Origin of the sequence: Natronorubrum sulfidifaciens JCM 14089 (assembly GCF_000337735.1) — an archaeon.
In the GTDB taxonomy this organism is placed as follows: domain Archaea; phylum Halobacteriota; class Halobacteria; order Halobacteriales; family Natrialbaceae; genus Natronorubrum; species Natronorubrum sulfidifaciens.
Genome location: NZ_AOHX01000043.1, coordinates 81,049 through 97,232 on the forward strand (window position 1 = coordinate 81,049; position 16,184 = coordinate 97,232).

The 16,184-nt window shown below is 63.3% G+C and carries 20 protein-coding genes; 13 read left to right on the forward strand and 7 right to left on the reverse strand.

Translation table 11 applies throughout. The annotated features are described in order from the left end of the window. Window positions 1-29 precede the first annotated feature (29 nt). Complete coding sequence (locus tag C495_RS13320; protein ID WP_049890349.1) at window positions 30-1,373, reverse strand: HEAT repeat domain-containing protein; 1,344 nt, start codon at window positions 1,371-1,373, stop codon at window positions 30-32. A gap of 72 nt (window positions 1,374-1,445) precedes the next feature. Continuing rightward, window positions 1,446-2,171 (reverse strand): protein sorting system archaetidylserine synthase, encoded by a 726-nt coding sequence (locus C495_RS13325; protein WP_008163780.1) that lies wholly within the window; start codon window positions 2,169-2,171, stop codon window positions 1,446-1,448. A gap of 123 nt (window positions 2,172-2,294) precedes the next feature. Here C495_RS13325 and C495_RS13330 point away from each other — a divergent pair, with 123 nt between their 5' ends. The 5 genes from C495_RS13330 (at window position 2,295) to C495_RS13350 (ending at window position 5,863) form a co-directional block, all read left to right on the forward strand. Beyond that, window positions 2,295-2,732, forward strand: coding sequence for a cupredoxin domain-containing protein (locus tag C495_RS13330; protein ID WP_008163781.1), 438 nt, complete (start codon window positions 2,295-2,297; stop codon window positions 2,730-2,732). A gap of 334 nt (window positions 2,733-3,066) precedes the next feature. Then, complete coding sequence (locus tag C495_RS13335) at window positions 3,067-4,578, forward strand: phosphoenolpyruvate carboxykinase (ATP) (protein ID WP_049890357.1); 1,512 nt, start codon at window positions 3,067-3,069, stop codon at window positions 4,576-4,578. Between the two features lie 123 nt (window positions 4,579-4,701). Further along, window positions 4,702-4,893, forward strand: coding sequence for an HEWD family protein (locus C495_RS13340; protein WP_008163784.1), 192 nt, complete (start codon window positions 4,702-4,704; stop codon window positions 4,891-4,893). 87 nt (window positions 4,894-4,980) lie between these two features. Then, the gene (cutA, locus tag C495_RS13345) at window positions 4,981-5,283 is read left to right on the forward strand and encodes a divalent-cation tolerance protein CutA (protein ID WP_008163785.1); all 303 of its coding nucleotides are present in this window, start codon (window positions 4,981-4,983) and stop codon (window positions 5,281-5,283) included. Window positions 5,284-5,380: 97 nt separating this feature from the next. Beyond that, window positions 5,381-5,863: a 50S ribosomal protein L11 gene (locus tag C495_RS13350; protein WP_008163786.1), complete on the forward strand. Its 483-nt coding sequence runs from the start codon at window positions 5,381-5,383 to the stop codon at window positions 5,861-5,863. Between the two features lie 193 nt (window positions 5,864-6,056). Here C495_RS13350 and C495_RS13355 read toward each other — a convergent pair whose 3' ends face one another. Continuing rightward, window positions 6,057-6,665: a hypothetical protein gene (locus C495_RS13355; protein WP_008163787.1), complete on the reverse strand. Its 609-nt coding sequence runs from the start codon at window positions 6,663-6,665 to the stop codon at window positions 6,057-6,059. A 280-nt stretch (window positions 6,666-6,945) separates the two neighbouring features. Between C495_RS13355 and C495_RS13360 the strand changes: the two genes are divergently transcribed. From C495_RS13360 to C495_RS13375, 4 genes are all read left to right on the forward strand, one after another. Next, window positions 6,946-7,578, forward strand: a complete 633-nt coding sequence (locus C495_RS13360) for a 50S ribosomal protein L1 (protein ID WP_008163788.1) — start codon at window positions 6,946-6,948, stop codon at window positions 7,576-7,578. Window position 7,579: 1 nt separating this feature from the next. Continuing rightward, window positions 7,580-8,620, forward strand: a complete 1,041-nt coding sequence (locus C495_RS13365; protein ID WP_008163789.1) for a 50S ribosomal protein L10 — start codon at window positions 7,580-7,582, stop codon at window positions 8,618-8,620. An 18-nt stretch (window positions 8,621-8,638) separates the two neighbouring features. Next, on the forward strand, window positions 8,639-8,977 hold the full coding sequence (gene rpl12p / locus C495_RS13370) for a 50S ribosomal protein P1 (RefSeq protein ID WP_008163790.1): 339 nt from the start codon (window positions 8,639-8,641) through the stop codon (window positions 8,975-8,977). Between the two features lie 163 nt (window positions 8,978-9,140). Then, window positions 9,141-10,382 carry a tripartite tricarboxylate transporter permease gene (locus C495_RS13375; protein WP_008163791.1) on the forward strand — a complete coding sequence of 414 codons (1,242 nt, stop codon included), beginning with the start codon at window positions 9,141-9,143 and terminating at the stop codon, window positions 10,380-10,382. 77 nt (window positions 10,383-10,459) lie between these two features. Here the strand turns inward: C495_RS13375 and C495_RS13380 are convergent, their stop codons facing one another. Together C495_RS13380 and C495_RS13385 are read right to left on the reverse strand one after the other, a co-directional pair. After that, window positions 10,460-11,302: a BtpA/SgcQ family protein gene (locus C495_RS13380; RefSeq protein ID WP_008163792.1), complete on the reverse strand. Its 843-nt coding sequence runs from the start codon at window positions 11,300-11,302 to the stop codon at window positions 10,460-10,462. A 74-nt stretch (window positions 11,303-11,376) separates the two neighbouring features. Then, window positions 11,377-11,733: a hypothetical protein gene (locus C495_RS13385; RefSeq protein ID WP_008163793.1), complete on the reverse strand. Its 357-nt coding sequence runs from the start codon at window positions 11,731-11,733 to the stop codon at window positions 11,377-11,379. A gap of 106 nt (window positions 11,734-11,839) precedes the next feature. On the opposite strand from C495_RS13385, the gene C495_RS13390 reads away from it, so the two are divergent. Both C495_RS13390 and C495_RS13395 read left to right on the forward strand, forming a co-directional pair. Beyond that, window positions 11,840-12,340: a hypothetical protein gene (locus C495_RS13390; protein WP_008163795.1), complete on the forward strand. Its 501-nt coding sequence runs from the start codon at window positions 11,840-11,842 to the stop codon at window positions 12,338-12,340. A gap of 107 nt (window positions 12,341-12,447) precedes the next feature. Beyond that, a complete protein-coding gene (locus C495_RS13395) occupies window positions 12,448-13,551 on the forward strand; it encodes an NADH:flavin oxidoreductase/NADH oxidase (RefSeq protein ID WP_008163796.1) in 1,104 nt (367 codons plus the stop codon). Between the two features lie 13 nt (window positions 13,552-13,564). Here the strand turns inward: C495_RS13395 and C495_RS13400 are convergent, their stop codons facing one another. Both C495_RS13400 and C495_RS13405 read right to left on the reverse strand, forming a co-directional pair. Further along, window positions 13,565-14,155 carry a methyltransferase family protein gene (locus C495_RS13400; protein WP_008163798.1) on the reverse strand — a complete coding sequence of 197 codons (591 nt, stop codon included), beginning with the start codon at window positions 14,153-14,155 and terminating at the stop codon, window positions 13,565-13,567. Window positions 14,156-14,263: 108 nt separating this feature from the next. Next, entirely contained in the window at window positions 14,264-14,827 is a 564-nt protein-coding gene (locus C495_RS13405; protein ID WP_008163801.1) for a thioredoxin family protein, read from the reverse strand. A 123-nt stretch (window positions 14,828-14,950) separates the two neighbouring features. Here C495_RS13405 and C495_RS13410 point away from each other — a divergent pair, with 123 nt between their 5' ends. Then, entirely contained in the window at window positions 14,951-15,595 is a 645-nt protein-coding gene (locus tag C495_RS13410; protein WP_008163803.1) for a hypothetical protein, read from the forward strand. A gap of 103 nt (window positions 15,596-15,698) precedes the next feature. Further along, window positions 15,699-16,184 (forward strand): Lrp/AsnC family transcriptional regulator, encoded by a 486-nt coding sequence (locus tag C495_RS13415; RefSeq protein WP_008163806.1) that lies wholly within the window; start codon window positions 15,699-15,701, stop codon window positions 16,182-16,184.

Consider the following 16,184-nt stretch of genomic DNA (forward strand, 5'->3'; position numbering starts at 1 on the left):
CACGTGAAAAATCGAGTCGACGCCGACCGTTAGGCTGCCGGCTCGAGGGAGACCTTCTCGGCTTCGACCTGCACGAGATACGCGCGGTCGTCACCGTAGTCGGCGACGACCTCGAGGGCGTCGGCCGTGCCGATCTGGTTGAGCGCCCAGGCGGCGCTGGCGCGGACGCGGTCTTCGTCGTCGTCGGCCAGCACCTCTGCGAGCGGTTCGATGGCGCGCGTGTCACCGATCAGACCGAGTGCACGGGCGGCCCAGCTTCGGACGTCCGGATTCTCCTCGACCAGTTGGTTGGCGATCGGCTGGACGGCCTGCTCGGCCCCGACTTCGCCGAGCGCGCGGAACGCTGGCTGTTGGAGCGTTGGGTTCGAATCGACGTAATCGAGCAGCGTCTCGACGACGTCGTCGCTGTCGACGCCGATCTTCCCGAGGATGCTCATCGCGGCCGTATCTCGACGGTTGGCCTTCTGGAGCATCGGCTCGATCGCTTCTTCGGGACCCATTCGCTCGAGCGCCTCGAGACAGTGTTCCTCCATGAAGTCCGAATCGAACGTCTCGAGGGCGAGCAGGATCATCTCGACGTTACCACGTTTCTCGTGGACTTTGAGGGCGTGCCACTCCGGCGGGAAGTCCTTGACGTGGTCGAGCACGTCGTAAAAGCCCTCCCGGCGCATCTGTTCGCGAACCTTGAGATCGGTCCACTCAGTGGCGTCGTCGATATCGGACTGAAAGTCGTCACAGCACTCGAGCAGGCCGGCAATCGTCTCGGCGTCGTCGTCAGCATCGAGCGCGGCGGCCTCGACGGCGTCGACCGCGTCCTCGAGCGTCGCCTCGAGTTGGGCGGGTACGTCCTCACCCTCGGCGGTGCGTGTTACGTCGCTGCCGAGCAGATCGGTGAACGTCTCGAGGAAGTCGTCGACAGCCACGAGCAGTTCCTCGTCGCCTTCCTCGGTCCAGCGGGTGCCGGTGATCGTGCCGCTGGCGCTTTCGATTTCGCTGACGACGTCCTCGCCGTAAGGGCCGCGCTGGTCCTCGAGGTCGGACTCGAGGTCCGAAACGTCGCTGTCGATGTCGTCGTAGCGCTCCTGCAGTTGTTCTTCGGGCGCTGGCTCCTCGTCTTCGTCGTCTTCGTCCTCGTCGTCGGTTTCGGGTGGCTCCGGGATCTCGACCTCGCCGAACGCGTCGCGAAACGCCTCGAGGTCGGCTTCGACGACGTCCAGATCGTCCTCGGTGTCGGCGGCCTCGAGGTCGGCCTCGAGGGCTTCGACGTCCGATTCGAAGGACTCGAGGTCGTCGCGGATGGCCTCGAGGTCGACTGGCTCCTGTTCTTCTTCGGCGTCCGCTCCGTTGTCATCGGCTGACTCGTCGTCGCTCATGGCATCACCCGGGTGCTGAAACGACGTCGACGCGTAGCGGTGTGCATACACTACGGTCGTGTCAGGACCGTCCTAAGCGTTTCCATGCAGTTCGGACGCTGTCGACTGTGTATCCTCCCGCCAGTAGAGCCACGGGCTGAGTGTCATGTAGGCGATCCCGAGCGTCAACAGGGCGTACGGGAACGTTCGGCCGGCAAACGAGGGGATCAGAATCGCGAGCGCGTGGACGATGCCCATGATCGCGGCGTCGCGGGCGAGCAAGTCGGGATACCGAATGCGCGAGACCATCAGATAACAGAACGCGCCCGTGACCGCGAGGACGAGCCACGGCTGGGTCTCGCCCGCGAGGATCGCCGCCCCGAGGATCGTCGCCGCGAGCGTCGTCTGGACCCCCTCCGTGCAGCTGCCGCTGACATCGTACGCCGTGTACATCCCGAGTCGGGTGACAGCCATGGCGACGAACAGTGCACAGATCGCGGTGACGAACAACAGCTCGGCCGTTACGACGCCGAATCCGATGTCGAACCCATCGGTAATGACGACGAAAGCGAGGACAGCGGGGGCAACGGCGAAGGACGCGACGTCAGCCAGCGAGTCGAGATAGGGGCCAGCGTCGGTGCCGCCGTACCGGCGGGCGAGAATCCCGTCCAGTCCGTCTGCGATCGCTGCGAGCAAAATAAGGCGAGCAGCGAGGTCGATATCGACAAAGGCGATGACGACGGCGACGAATCCCAGCGCTGCGTTGGCGACCGTCACCGCATCGGCGACACCGAGTCGCCCGACGAACCGGGGGAGCATACTCGCGGATTCGACGGGGAGCTACCTTACGTGTTTTCGTTTTCGAACGCCCCTGCTCGAGTCGATCCGGCGTTCGACGATCGAACCGGGGCCGTTATGTCGCGACTCTCCTAACGCGTTCGTATGAACAGGCGCGTTTATCTCGCCGCCGTCGGAACCGCCGTCTCCGCCGGACTGGCTGGCTGTTCGGCCGTTCGCAGCGCCTTCGAAGACGAACCCTGTAGCGGCGACGAATGTACGATCGGCATGAGCCGAAACGAGTTCCTCCCCGACGAATACGAAACGCAGGTCGGCGAAACCGTCGTCTGGAAGAACACGAGCGGCGCAGACCACACCGTGACCGCCCTCGAGAACAACATGCCGGACGGTGCGGAGTACTTCGCAAGCGGCGGCTTCGACGACGAAGAGACGGCTCGAAACGCGTGGCACGAGGAGACCGGCGGTCGGCTCGGTCCCCGCGATACGTTCGAGCACACGTTCGAAGTCCCCGGCTCGTACACCTACATCTGTGAACCACACATCAAAGGAGGGATGATCGGGACGGTCATCGTCTCCGAGTAATCGAGTGCTTCGTCGATAGTCTCCGCGTACACGGATGCGAGACAGTGGTCCGGACCGTCATCGGACCGACGATGTCTCGGTCACGGAACGATGAGTGGGTTGGCCGTCTCTCCCCCACGCTGCGCTGCCGTCGGCCCTTTAGAATTATTCCTAACTCGAGTACATTTCTACATTTGTATGTTTCCAGACAACTAGTCAATGGATAACGAATCGGGCGCTCACGACCGGCTACAGGGGAAAAATGGCACATGTCATCTGGTCACTGGGTAGGATATGACATACTCTGAGCAGAATCCTCCATGTTTATACATCGGGCTAACGGTGGTCTATGTATATGTCCGAAACCGGGGCTGAGACCCGTCCGCTGGTCCGGCAGCTTCCCGATCCGACAACAGCGTCGAACGTCCGGTACAATCCATCGCTTGCTGAACTCCGTGAACTCGCAGCCGACGACGAGACGACCACCGAGTTTGGGTCGCCGTCGTACGTCAGCGAGTATCGGTCACGGAGTTCCGATCGGACGAAAAACACCGTCGATGCCGACTTCTTCGAGCACGATCACGAACTCGTCACCGAAGCAATCGACCTCGCGGGCGAGCGCGAACTTGTCTGTGTCGACCGTCTGATGGGACGCCACCCCGAGGCGACCTTCTGTTGCCGTCTTTTCGTTCCCGTCGAGCACGCACGCATTGCGCTGGCGTGGGCGAACCTGTTCGAGCCGACCGACGGCCGCGAGCCCGACCTCTACACCGTCCAGCTTCCCGACCACGACGAAACGGCGATCCGTGTCATGCCGGATGAAAGCTTCACTGCGGTGTTAGGCAGCGACTACACCGGTGAGGCCAAGAAGTCGTTCCTTCGGATGTTCATGTTCCGAATCAAAGAGCAGGGCGGACTCGGCCTCCACGCCGGCAGCAAGCGCGTTCGCGTCCGCGACGAGGACGACGAACTGCGCACCGTTGGACAGGTGTTCATGGGCCTCTCGGCGACCGGCAAATCGACGCTGACCTCTCACGGCTGCTGGCTCGAGGACCCCGAAGACGCCACCATGCTACAGGACGACGTCTGTGGGCTCCTGCCCGACGGCTCGGTCCCCGGCAGCGAGGGGAAAGGCCTGTTCATCAAGACGATCGGCCTCGGCGAAGACGAACAGCCGGAACTGTACGAAGCGGCAACCGACGAGTCGGCGATCTTAGAGAACGTCGCCGTCGACGACGACGGCACGGTTCACTTCGACGAGGATCGCTACACCGCAAACTCCCGTGCGATCATCCAGCGCGATCAACTCGAGAGCGCCGACGACGAGATCGATCTCGAGCGGATGGATCAGGTCTTTTTCATCACGCGGAACCCGCTGATGCCGCCGGTCGCAAAGCTCAACGACGAGCAGGCCGCCGTCGCGTTCATGCTCGGTGAGTCGATCGAGACCAGCGCCGGCGATCCGTCACGCGCGGGCGAGTCGATCCGTGTCGTCGGCACGAACCCCTTCATCATGGGTCCAGAGGGCGAGGAAGGAAACATCTTCCAAGACCTCATCGACGAACTCGACGCCGAATGTTTCGTCATCAACACGGGCTATCTCGGTGCGAAATCCAAAGACATCGGCGTCACCGAATCCGTCACGGTGCTAACCGAAACCGCACGCGGGACGATCGAGTGGACCGACGACGACCGAACCGGACTGACGATTCCCGAATCTGTCCCCGGACTGGACATCGAGGAGTACTACGTCCCCGACCACGTCGAGGACTACGACGACGCTGTCGCGGACCTGCGAGCCGAGCGACGAGCGTACCTCGAGCAGTTCGACGAACTCCGCGACGAGATCAAAGACGCCGTCTACTGATTCAGACGGTCCGTTCACGCTGTCCTCGATCCCCGTTTTGCCCTGTTGAGCGTCTCTCAGCCGTGAGCGGTAGCGTTGCCGAACAGGAATACTGTTATATGAGTCCAGTTCTCACCTCCAGTAATGAGTCCACAGGTACGAACGCCGACGGCCCGCGTATGCGAACGGTGTGGTCGAGCAGAACGATGGGATAGCGACCTCGAGGCATGGCAACTCGCCCGCGAAGACGGCGACAAGCAGGTCGGGAACCCACATTGTCTTCACGAGTGGGACATCAACGGGACGTTCAACCCGGTCGCCGAACCCGACGAGTAACCGGACGTGTGACCGCGACGGCAGGTCATCGCGACGTGTCACGAGCGGTGCGCGGACCTTTTTGCGGTCTCGTCCGTATGTGACGGTATGCCGACCGTCTACATCACAGTGCCGCCGGACGACGCCGACGAGATCGCCGAGACGCTGGTCGAGGAGCGACTCGCAGCCTGTGTCAACCGGCTGTCGACGACCTCGACGTATCGCTGGGAGGGTGAGATTCACCGCGACTACGAGGCCGTCTTGCTCGCGAAGACGACGGACAGCGCATACGACGACCTCCTCGAGCGCGTGCAGACGTTGCATCCACACGACGTGCCGTGTATCGAGCGCTTCGACGAAGCGGACGTCCTCGAGTCGTTCGCGACGTGGCGTGCCGAGAGCGTCGACTGACCGTCAGCCGCTCGCCAACACCGGTACGGTACGCCGTCACAGGCGGTGACTGCCCGAAAAAGCAACCCTTAAAACTCGCGCACGGGTTATCACGGGTATGGCTGGAACCATCGAAGTGCTCGTTCCGGGTGGCCAGGCCAACCCTGGCCCACCGCTCGGTCCCGAGCTCGGACCGACGCCCGTCGACGTGCAGGCAGTCGTACAGGAAATCAACGACCAGACGGCCGCGTTCGACGGCACGGAAGTGCCCGTCACCGTCGAATACGACGACGACGGCTCGTTTGACATCGACGTCGGTGTCCCACCGACGGCCGCACTCGTCAAAGACGAGGCCGGTTTCGAGACCGGCAGCGGCGAACCGCAGAAAGACTTCGTCGCTGACCTCTCGGTCGACCAGGTCAAGAAAATCGCCGAGCAGAAACACCCTGACCTGCTCGCCTACGACACGATCAACGCGGCAAAGGAAGTCGTCGGCACCTGCGCCTCGATGGGCGTCACCATCGAAGGCGACGACGCTCGAGACTTCAAGGAAAAAGTCGACAGCGGCGAGTACGACGACGTGCTCGCGGCAGACGCGTAATCGGTTCGGACGTCGACGCCGGACGAGACCGTTTTTTCGACATCACGACGCGCGCAGAGACATCCGTCACGATGCACGTGGGCGACAAGTGCTGTCTCGATTACGGCCCGCTGTGTGAGCAACTCTCGGTCGCTCGAGTGAGGTGCTGACAGAACGGAAAGCAACCGAACTCAAAAACGGATCGCAGCCGGACTCAAATTTTGTTCGCGGGTGGAACGGTCCGCTCGTCGGGACTGGTCGTGCCGGACGAGCCAAACAGCACGCGAACACCGGCACCGACGCCGAGTCCACCGGCGAGAACGGCGACGGCGACGGTCGCCACGACCGACAGGCCAGCGAGGCCGGCCAGAACGCTTCCAGTGAGAACGCCGGCCCACAACCGATCGGCACCAACTCGTGTTGCAATCGAGTGGCCGATTGCGACCAGTCCGAGCACTGTCAGTATCGGGAGCAGCGTCAGGCCGATGATAACCAGTACGACACCGAAGAACGTCCCGAGACTCGTTCCAATGATGAGATAGCCCGTCCCCGTGACGCCGGCGAGGACGAGTAGGCTCGGGAGTCCGATACAGAGCGAAATGACCGGGCTTCGACGTGCTTTCGCGACCGTCCGAGGACCGTGTCCCTGACTCAATCCGAGAACGACCAACGCGATGACGAGCGTTGCCGCGAACTGAACGCCAACTCGCTCGAGTCCGCTTAGTGCGCGATACGTTTCGAGGTCGATCCCGCCGATAGCGAGTGGACCGAGCGATTGGAGTGTCGTTGGATCAACGACAGTATATAAATCTAATGGCCACATGGAAGAAAGTTACAGCATCATATTAAATAGTATTTTCGGTCGTTGATATTAGTATCACACATAACTGAGTCACAGATAGTCTTCTCCGCGAAAACCGGTGGTGTGTGTGTCGCTGTCAGGTGCCATCGGGCTCGAGGCCAGATCTCGTGGCCGGTTTCGACGGGGTTCGTGAGGACAGTTCGACGGGTTTAAGTTCAACATGGCACTTCGTTCAACAGAGACAGGCGTAGCCTGTTTCACTGACCCGTAGGAGCACTCCTGCGTACTACGGAGGTGAACGATGGCAGATTCGGATATCAAAACCGCAGTGGCTCGCGCACTCGAGGAGTCGCCCGATCGGAACTTCACCGAAACGGTAGACCTCGCGATTAACTTGCGCGACCTTGACCTAAACGAACCGTCGAACCGTGTTGATGAGTCTATCGTCCTGCCGTCCGGAACCGGCCAAGAGACGATCATCGTCGTTATCGCCGAAGGCGAAACCGCTGTCCGCGCCGAAGAGGCCGCGGACAACGTGCTTTCGGTAGACGACGTGGCCGATCTGGACGACGACGAAGCAAAAGATATGGCTGACGAGACGGACTTCTTCATCGCCGAAGAGGCGATGATGCAAGACATCGCCCGGCACCTGGGTACCATTCTTGGTCCTCGAGGGAAGATGCCGGACCCGCTCGCGCCCGACGACGACGTCGTCGAGACCGTCAACCGGCTCAAGAACACCGTGCAGCTTCGCTCCGGCGACCGACGAACGTTCCACACGCTCGTTGGTGCCGAAGATATGGATGCCGAAGCGATTTCGGACAACATCGACGTCATCCTGCGTCGCCTGCACGCCGACCTCGAGAAGGGGCCCCAGAACATCGACGCCGTCTACGTGAAGACGACAATGGGCCCGTCTGTGGAGGTGGCCTAGAATGAGCGCACAGGCTGAACGCAAAACCGAGAACCTTCCCCAGTGGAAGAAAGAGGAAGTCGATGAGCTCATATCGCTCATCGACAACTACGAGAGCGTCGGTATCGTCGGCATCGCTGGCATTCCGAGCAAGCAGCTCCAGGACATGCGCCGTGACCTCCACGGGACTGCCGAGTTGCGCGTCAGCCGCAACACCCTGCAGGTCCGTTCGCTGGAGGAGACCGGGCTCGACGACCTCGTCACTCATATCGAGGGACAGGTCGGCCTGATCGCAACGGACGACAATCCGTTCGCGCTCTACAAAGAGCTCGAGGCGTCGAAGACGCCCGCGCCGATCAACGAGGGCGAAGTCGCCCCGAACGATATCGTCATCCCCGAGGGTGACACCGGTGTCGATCCGGGGCCGTTCGTCGGTGAACTCCAGAGCATCGGTGCGAACGCACGCATCGAAGAGGGCTCGATTCAGGTCATGGAGGACTCGACGGTCTTGGAGGCCGGCGAGGAAGTCTCTGCGGACCTGTCGAACGTCCTCAGCGAACTTGGGATCGAACCCAAGGAAGTCGGGCTCGACCTCAAGGCAGTCGTTGCCGAGGGCGTGCTCTTCGACCCAGAAGACCTCGACATCGACATCGAGGCCTACGAGAGCGACGTGGCGACGGCCGCCGCTCGTGCTCGGAACCTCTCGGTCAACGCGAGCTACCCGACGGAAGCGACCGCACCAACACTCATCGCCAAAGCCACGGGCGAGGCCAAGAGCCTCGGCCTGCAGGCGGCGATCGAGGACGAAGCCCTGATGCCCGACCTCGTCTCCAAGGCCGACGCACAGCTGCGTGCGCTTGCGGCCCAGATCGACGACGAGGACGCCCTGCCTGAGGAACTGCAAGGCGTCGAGGCCCCTGCCGCACCGGCAGCGGCTGACGAGGGCGAGGACGAATCGGCAGACGACCACGACGACGCTGAGGCCGACGACGCCGACACCGACGACGACGATGACGACGAAGACGGTGGCGGTGGCGAAGGACTCGGCGCAATGTTCGGCTAATCAACGGAGGATTTACCAATGGAATACGTATACGCTGCACTCATCCTGAACGAAACGGACGAAGAGCTCAACGAAGACAACATCACTGGCGTGCTCGACGCTGCTGGCGTCGACGTCGAAGAATCCCGAGTCAAGGCGCTTGTCGCCGCACTCGAGGACGTCGACATCGACGAGGCAGTCTCGGAAGCCGCTGCCGTCCCCGCCGCAGGTGCCGCCGCAGGCGGCGCAGCCGCAGGGGCTGCAGACGACGAGGAAGCCGAAGAAACTAGCGACGTCCCGGACACGACGGACGAAGACGAAGACGACGACGAAGACGACGACGCCGGTGGCGAGGGCCTCGGCGAACTCTTCGGCTAAGTCGCGACGCGACGATACTTCGAAACCCCGATTTTTATCGACGCAACAGTCGACCAGCAGCGGCTGTGTGCTGCCGATGGGCGACGCGGTCGGTGATCGACTCGAGTGAGCCGACGACGAATCGACCGCAGGTTTAAGACCGAACGGGCGGCCAAACGAGTCGATGGCCACCGTTCCGGTCGAGTTCGTCACCGAGCCCTCGTTGACCCTGCAGTTGCTCGGCTGGGTGCTGGCCGGTGTGGCACTCGGATGCTGTAGCGGCCTCGTTCCCGGCCTTCACGCGAACAATTTCGCGCTGTTGCTCGCCGGCATCGCGCCGTCGGTGCCCGGCCCGCCCCTGTTCGTCGGCTGTGCGATGCTCGCGGCCGGCGTCGTCCACACCTTTCTGAACGCCGTCCCCGCGATGGCACTCGGCGTTCCCGACGCCGAGATGGCCGTCACTGCGCTACCAGCCCACCGAATGGTCCTCGAGGGGCGTGGCTACGAAGCGATTCGTCTCTCCGCACTCGGGAGCGTGCTCGCCGTCCTCGTGGCAGTGCCGCTGGCCGTCCCGGTCACGTGGGGCGTAACGGCTGCGTATCCGACGATCCGGGACAATCTGGCGCTCGTGTTGGCGATGGTCGTCGTCGCACTGGTCGCCTCCGAACGGACGTGGCACGGCCGTGTCGGCGCTGGCGTTTCGTTTGCGCTGGCCGCTGCGCTGGGGCTGGCCACGCTCGATCTCTCCCCGGACGCGCCACTCGAGGCCGGCGGGATGCTCGCCCCGCTGTTTGCCGGCCTCTTCGGCGCGCCGGTGTTGATCGATGCGATCCGCGGACGCGGAATCCCGCCACAACACGACGATGCCATCGCGATGTCCCACCCGCTTGTCGGGGTGACGGCGATCGCCGGTGCGATCGCGGGTGCCGTCGTCGGCTACATTCCCGGGATTTCGGCGGCGATCGCCGCCGTCGCGGTGCTGGTGTTCGTGCCCGGTCGCTCCGGTGATCGCGGCTACATCGTTGCGACCAGCGGCGTCGATACGGCGAATACGATCTTCGCACTCTTCGCGTTGGTCGCCATCGGACAGCCCCGAACCGGCGTGATGGTCGCCTTCGAGCGCGTCGGCGCACCGCTCGAGCTTCCGATCTTGCTCGGCGGCGTCGTCCTCGCGGGACTGTTCGGGTTCGTGCTCGTGATTCTCGTCGGAGATGCGTATCTCGAGGCCGTCGGCCGGATCGCCTACTGGAAGATTTCGGCTGCTGTCCTCGCACTCCTCCTCTGTCTCTCGTATCTATTCACTGGCGTTGTCGGGATCGGCGTCTTCTGTCTCGCAGCTGCGATCGGGATGGTGCCAGTCCGATTTCGGGCGCGACGAGTTCATCTGATGGGCGTGTTGATCGGGCCGTTGCTGATCGGCTTCTAACACGTTCGAGGCCTGTTAGCGGCGTATACCAACACGCCAGCGCTGGCTGCACGAGAGTTCGGCTCGACAGTGTGCGTTCACGGCTGTCTCGAGTCCCGTGCGGCTGCCACGAGAGTCTCGACGCGCTCGCGTGAGACTTGGTTCGTGGTTTCCCCGCCCGCTTTGAGCGCCGTGCCGACGATAACGCCGTCAGCACCCGCCTCGAGGCAGTCGCCGACCGTTTCGTTCGTGACGCCGCTGCCGACGAAGACAGGGATGCGCTTTGGCGTCGATGCTCGGTCCGCCAGCACGTCCGCGACTCGCTCGACGTCCTCGAGTGCGGTCTCGGCTCCAGTGCCAGGCCCGGAGACGATCACGCCGTCAGCCAGGCCGCGCTCGACCGTCTCGAGTGCGGCCTGCTCGAGGCGCTGTTCGCCGACCGGCGTCGCGTGTTTGACGTGAACGTCCGCGAGGACGGCGACATCGGCCTCGAGCCGGTCGCGAAGCCGGAGCGTCTCGTGAGCCCGTCCCTCGAGGATGCCCTGATCGGTCGCCGCGGTGCCGACGTGGACGTTCACCCGAACGAAGTCGGCGTCGGTGGCCGCAGCGATCGACAGCGCCGCGTCGGCGTCGTTTCTGAGCACGTTGATGCCGAGCGGGATGTCCACGGTTCGCTGCAGCGCCGACGCCAGTGCAGTCATGTCTGCGACGACGTGGGTCGGAACGTCTTCGGGGTAAAACGGCGCGTCGCCGAAGTTCTCGAGCACGATGCCGTCGACCCCGCCAGCCTCGAGTCGGCGGGCGTCCTCGAGCGCGCGAGTGCGGACGGCCTCGCGGTCGCCGTCGAATCCCGGCGCGCCGGGAAGGGGTGGGAGGTGAACCATCCCGAGAACGGGTCGATCGGCGTCGAATCGATCGCGGAGGGGTGTCGGTGTGGGCATAGCGGTGGTGTGGGCTCGAGCGGGATAAGTCCGCACGACAAGCGGCCGGGCGATACCGGGTTCGAGACTGTACCTCAGCCAGTCGACGGCTCAGTCGACGACTGGCTGGCGTAAAACCGGGTTCGTGCGACCAACAGATACGCAAGGACGACGAGCGAGACGGCGACGAGTGGCACGTGGCTGAGACCGAAGACAGTCGCCCCGAGTGCCAGATTGAGCAGCAATACCGCGTACAGTACGACGGCTGCGATCCACCCCATCAACGACCCTCGCCAGAGCAGGTAGGCGACAGCGAGCCCCGCGATGCCCGTGTAAAACGCGAGTGACGTCTCAGAGAGACTCGCTACGACTCGCTCGAGGCTGTACAATACTGTCAGAAAAACGACAGCGAGCACGCCGAGAGGGCGGGTGAGCGCGGATTCTCCGTCCATGGTGAGAGATACGACCGAGCACGGATAAGTATGTATTCCAATGTGAAAGCGGTTGATCTCTAGAACAAATCTATAGAAACAACCTTAATCGTCGTGGACCAAGTCTATGGCGATGCCAGAACCGTCCCGGCGTTCGGTCCTCCAAGCACTCGGCGGCGTGGGTCTCGGTGTCGCAGCCTCGAGACAGCCACACTGGCCAGGCTTTTTCGGCGGATATATCGAGGCAGCGCCGCTCGAACCGCTGCTCGACGCCGACGCACACGACGATCAGCTTCCGCCGGATGCGTTCGTGACTCCCCACGATGATGACCTGCTCGTCGACCTCGACCCGCTCCACGCAGCACTGGAACGACCCGACGAGCAGGTCACGCTCTCACGGCGGGAGTTTGGTGCCACGTTCACTGCCCTCGAGGAACTCCCAGTCTTCTACCCCCACCGCCACGAGGGACACGATCATCCGGCAGTCGCTCGTGGACTCTACATCCGTGATCTCGAGTATACGTACCGGGTCCAACTCGTTCCCTGGTGTAGTGACGCGTGGTGGATTCGGACGCGAGGAACGCCCGAGGGATGGGCCAGCTGTCGCGAGCGATACTCGAGCCCGTGACATTCCCCACGGGTAGTCAGCACCACGAACAGCTCCGATCGAGCCTCGAGGCGGCAAGGCCGTCGCCGTCCACGACCGTTTTCCCTCCGCCGTCGAAACACCACGTGATGACTGACTTGTTTACGCCACTCGAGTTGCGCGACCTCGAGGTTCCCAACCGGATCGCCGTCTCGCCGATGTGCCAGTACTCCTGTGAGCCCGACGGGCTCCCGACGGAGTGGCATCGCGTCCACCTCGGCAGCCGCGCCGTCGGCGGGGCCGGCATCGTCATGACCGAAGCGACTGCCGTGGAACCGCGCGGGCGGATCACGCCCCACGATCTGGGTATCTGGAGCGACGAACACGCCGACGCGCTCGAGCCGATCACCGCGTTCATCCGCGAGCAGGGTGGCGTGCCGGGGATTCAACTGGCTCACGCGGGTCACAAGGCGAGCAAGTGCCGCCCATGGGATGGCAACCTCCCGATTCAGCCCGGCGAGACCGACCCCGACGGCGCGTCGGGCTGGGAGGTGCTCTCGCCGTCGCCCGACGCGTATCCACCGTTCGACGGCGACCGACCCGCAATGAAACGGGCCGACGCGGACGACATTCAGGGTGTCATCGACGCCTACCGGGCCGCAGCCGAGCGATCGCTCGCGGCCGGCTTCGAGATCGCCGAGGTCCACGCGGCCCACGGCTACCTGCTCCACGAGTTCCTCTCACCCGTGACGAACCACCGGGCGGACGAGTACGGCGGGAGCTTCGAGAACCGCACGCGCCTGCTCCGGGAGGTCGTCGACGCCGTCCGAGACGTCTGGCCCGAGGACAAGCCCGTCTTCGTTCGCATTTCGGGTACCGACTGGCTCGAGGGGAGAGACGCGTGGGATATCGACCAGTCCGTTCGACTGGCCGACGACCTCGCCGACCGCGGCGTCGATCTGATCGACGTCAGTTCGGGCGGACTCCATCCCGAACAGGACGTTCCCGGTGGGCCCAACTTCCAGGTGCCACTCGCCGAAGCGGTCCGGGAGGGTGCAGACGTCGCCGTCGGTGCAGTCGGCGGCGTCACCGAGCCCGAACAGGCCGACGCCCTCGTTCGCAACGGCCGCGCCGACGTCGTCCTCGTCGGCCGGGAGTTCCTCCGCGATCCGTACTTCGGGCTCCGAGCGTCCGACGACCTCGAGGACGATCCGACGGCGTGGCCGGAGCAGTACCGACGGGCGGTTCAGTAAATCGCTGTTCGATTCACCAGAGCCCCGGGAACAGCCGATGCGGCGTCTGATCGGTATATTCGTCGTAGGACTCGCCCAACGTCTCCCGAAGGGCTCGTTCCTCGACGCGGATTCGGTAGCCGTACGCGAGCAGGCCAGCACCAGTCACGACTCCGACCCCCATCCACGTCCCACTGGCGACGCCGAGTCCGACCAGCGAAAGGAACCCGCCCGTATACGATGGGTGTCTGACCCATCGATAGGGACCCGCAGTGACAACATCGTCCGCCTCGTCGACGTCGACCTCGAGCGAAAAGTACTCGCCGAGCGTCCAGACCGCATACTGGCGGATGGCGATGCCGACGAACACGAGCCCGATCCCGAGCCAGAACGTGCCAACAGGACGTGGGAGAGCAGGCACGGACAGCAGTTCGGGACCCAACGCGGCCGCCAGCACGCCGCCACTAACGGTCCCACCAATGACGTGCTTCGACCACTGATCCTGCGTGGTATCCGACTGGTCGCCGTGTCGAACGCCGATGCTGAGGTCCGAGACGACCCACAGTCCGATCGAACCGAGGAACACGTACAGATACGGGGGCTGTGAGTACAGCGGGAGCTCCATAGCGACTATTCAGTCATGTCACCATATAGTTGTTAATTAACTGTCTGTTCCCACAGTCAAAACGGAGAGGCGACGAGACAGTCGGCAGGGGAATCCGTTTCGACAGCCTTACTCGTCGGTCCACTTGATCGAACAGCCCTGCGACGGCTGCCACTCGAGGTCGACCGACTCGCCTGCGAGCACGGCCTCGATCGCCTCGCGGATGTGGAAGCGCGTCGGTTCGTCGTTGGGACTGAGCGCGTCGTCGAGGCGGCCCTGGTACACGAGTTGGAACTCACCGTCTGCGTTTTCGAACAGGAACGGGTCCGGCGTACAGACCGCGCCGTACGCTCGAGCGACTTCCTGACTGGCGTCGCGCAGGTAGGCGTCGTACTGGATCGTGCCGTCGTCGACGTACTCACGCATTGCCTCGAGGGAGTCGTCGGGGTACTCCTCGGCGTCGTTGGGGTTGATCCCGACGACGGCGACGTCGTCGTACTCGGCGGCCAACTCGTTGAGGAGGTCGAACTTCGCTTTCGCGTACGGGCAGTGGTTGCATGTGAAGACGACCAGCAGTGCCTCGGCGTCGGCGAACGACTCGAGGGTGTAGGTCTCGCCGTCTGCCCCCTCGAGTTCGAACGCGGGGGCCGCGTCGCCGGCCGCGAGTTCGGAGTCGGATTCTTTGAGTACCATGGTCGTCGGTTCCGGACCTGCGGTCTTAAGCACCTCGCTGGGCTGTGGATTCGAGCAACAGGCTGTGCCAGCGGACGGTCAACACGACCTACATATTTGTACCCGCCGTGAGATCGATATCATATGCAAACGCTCGAGGTCACGGACGACCAGTACGCTGCCATCCAGTCGCTTCGCGAAGCGATCTCCGAGGACGTCGTCGGCGAGTACGGCTTCGTCCGCGAACGCGATGCTGTCCAGTTCCTGCTCGACAATCTCGACGACGATGCGGCCGTGTCTGTCGAGACGACAGTCGAGTCCTCGGCGACCGACGACGTCGCCGCCTCAGTCGGAGCCGCAATCGAAGGGGAAACTGATCCACACGCCCTCGAGGAAGTCTCCTACGTCGAAGACGAGTCCGTCACGGACGACGAAGCCGACCGCGACGCCGGGGCTGACAGCGATTCGACGGGCGAGACGGTGGACGACTCGAGTGATGACGAAGCCGACGCCGAAGAGCGTGGCGACGACAGCGATGCTGGGAACGAACTCGAGTCCGGTTCCGACAGCGATGAGATCGGGGCCGATTCGTCCGGGGGTGCCAGCGGCGATGCCGACGACGACGATATGTTAGACGAGATGATGAGCCTCCTCGAGACCCACGACGACAAGTGGGGCGAGGCCACGTCGGCAGACTACCGCTACAGCGTCGAGTTGCCCGACGGCACGACGGAACAGGTCCAGACGAAAGACGACGTGCGGGCACTGTTGTTCAAGAATTACCGATAGGTCGGGACTGGGTCGTGGCTCGGCCACGATCGGTCATGCGTCCGGTCGTTCTGGACGAACGAACAACGGTAGAACTTTACTCGCGCTTGCGTTTCTGAGAGATATGAGCGAACGCGAGGTACTCGAGTTGCTTCGTGAGAACGCGCGCTATTCGACGGCGGATATCGCGCGAATGACCGGCCTCGACGAGTCCGAGGTCGAGACCACGATCGAGGAACTCGAGGCAGCAGGTGTGGTTCGTGGGTATCAGGCGGTCGTCGACTGGGACAAACTGGAAGACGAGCGCGTCCGCGCCGAAGTCGAGTTGAACGTCACGCTCGACCGCGAGACGGGCTACGACGACATCGCAGAGCGCCTCGCACGGTTCCCCCAGGTCACGGCCTTACGGCTGGTCAGCGGCGACTACGACTTCGATATGGAAGTCGAAGGCGACTCCATCCGCGAGGTCTCTCAGTTTATCAGTGAGAAAGTCGCGCCCGTCCCCGAGATCACTCAGACGGTCACCCACTACGTGATGACGTCCTACAAGGAACACGGGATCGAACTCGGTGACGGCGAAGACGACGAACGACTGTCGTTCTCACCCTAA

Coding starts and splice junctions, on each gene's coding strand:
- C495_RS13385 (WP_008163793.1), bottom strand. CDS start 11,733: ATGGACGGAGAATCCGCGCTCACCCGCCCTCTCGGCGTGCTCGCTGTC.
- C495_RS13320 (WP_049890349.1), bottom strand. CDS start 1,373: ATGAGCGACGACGAGTCAGCCGATGACAACGGAGCGGACGCCGAAGAA.
- C495_RS13325 (WP_008163780.1), bottom strand. CDS start 2,171: ATGCTCCCCCGGTTCGTCGGGCGACTCGGTGTCGCCGATGCGGTGACG.
- C495_RS13395 (WP_008163796.1), top strand. CDS start 12,448: ATGACTGACTTGTTTACGCCACTCGAGTTGCGCGACCTCGAGGTTCCC.
- C495_RS13390 (WP_008163795.1), top strand. CDS start 11,840: ATGGCGATGCCAGAACCGTCCCGGCGTTCGGTCCTCCAAGCACTCGGC.
- C495_RS13330 (WP_008163781.1), top strand. CDS start 2,295: ATGAACAGGCGCGTTTATCTCGCCGCCGTCGGAACCGCCGTCTCCGCC.
- C495_RS13400 (WP_008163798.1), bottom strand. CDS start 14,155: ATGGAGCTCCCGCTGTACTCACAGCCCCCGTATCTGTACGTGTTCCTC.
- cutA (WP_008163785.1), top strand. CDS start 4,981: ATGCCGACCGTCTACATCACAGTGCCGCCGGACGACGCCGACGAGATC.
- C495_RS13350 (WP_008163786.1), top strand. CDS start 5,381: ATGGCTGGAACCATCGAAGTGCTCGTTCCGGGTGGCCAGGCCAACCCT.
- C495_RS13355 (WP_008163787.1), bottom strand. CDS start 6,665: ATGTGGCCATTAGATTTATATACTGTCGTTGATCCAACGACACTCCAA.
- rpl12p (WP_008163790.1), top strand. CDS start 8,639: ATGGAATACGTATACGCTGCACTCATCCTGAACGAAACGGACGAAGAG.
- C495_RS13405 (WP_008163801.1), bottom strand. CDS start 14,827: ATGGTACTCAAAGAATCCGACTCCGAACTCGCGGCCGGCGACGCGGCC.
- C495_RS13365 (WP_008163789.1), top strand. CDS start 7,580: ATGAGCGCACAGGCTGAACGCAAAACCGAGAACCTTCCCCAGTGGAAG.
- C495_RS13375 (WP_008163791.1), top strand. CDS start 9,141: ATGGCCACCGTTCCGGTCGAGTTCGTCACCGAGCCCTCGTTGACCCTG.
- C495_RS13380 (WP_008163792.1), bottom strand. CDS start 11,302: ATGCCCACACCGACACCCCTCCGCGATCGATTCGACGCCGATCGACCC.
- C495_RS13415 (WP_008163806.1), top strand. CDS start 15,699: ATGAGCGAACGCGAGGTACTCGAGTTGCTTCGTGAGAACGCGCGCTAT.
- C495_RS13340 (WP_008163784.1), top strand. CDS start 4,702: ATGAGTCCACAGGTACGAACGCCGACGGCCCGCGTATGCGAACGGTGT.
- C495_RS13335 (WP_049890357.1), top strand. CDS start 3,067: ATGTCCGAAACCGGGGCTGAGACCCGTCCGCTGGTCCGGCAGCTTCCC.
- C495_RS13360 (WP_008163788.1), top strand. CDS start 6,946: ATGGCAGATTCGGATATCAAAACCGCAGTGGCTCGCGCACTCGAGGAG.
- C495_RS13410 (WP_008163803.1), top strand. CDS start 14,951: ATGCAAACGCTCGAGGTCACGGACGACCAGTACGCTGCCATCCAGTCG.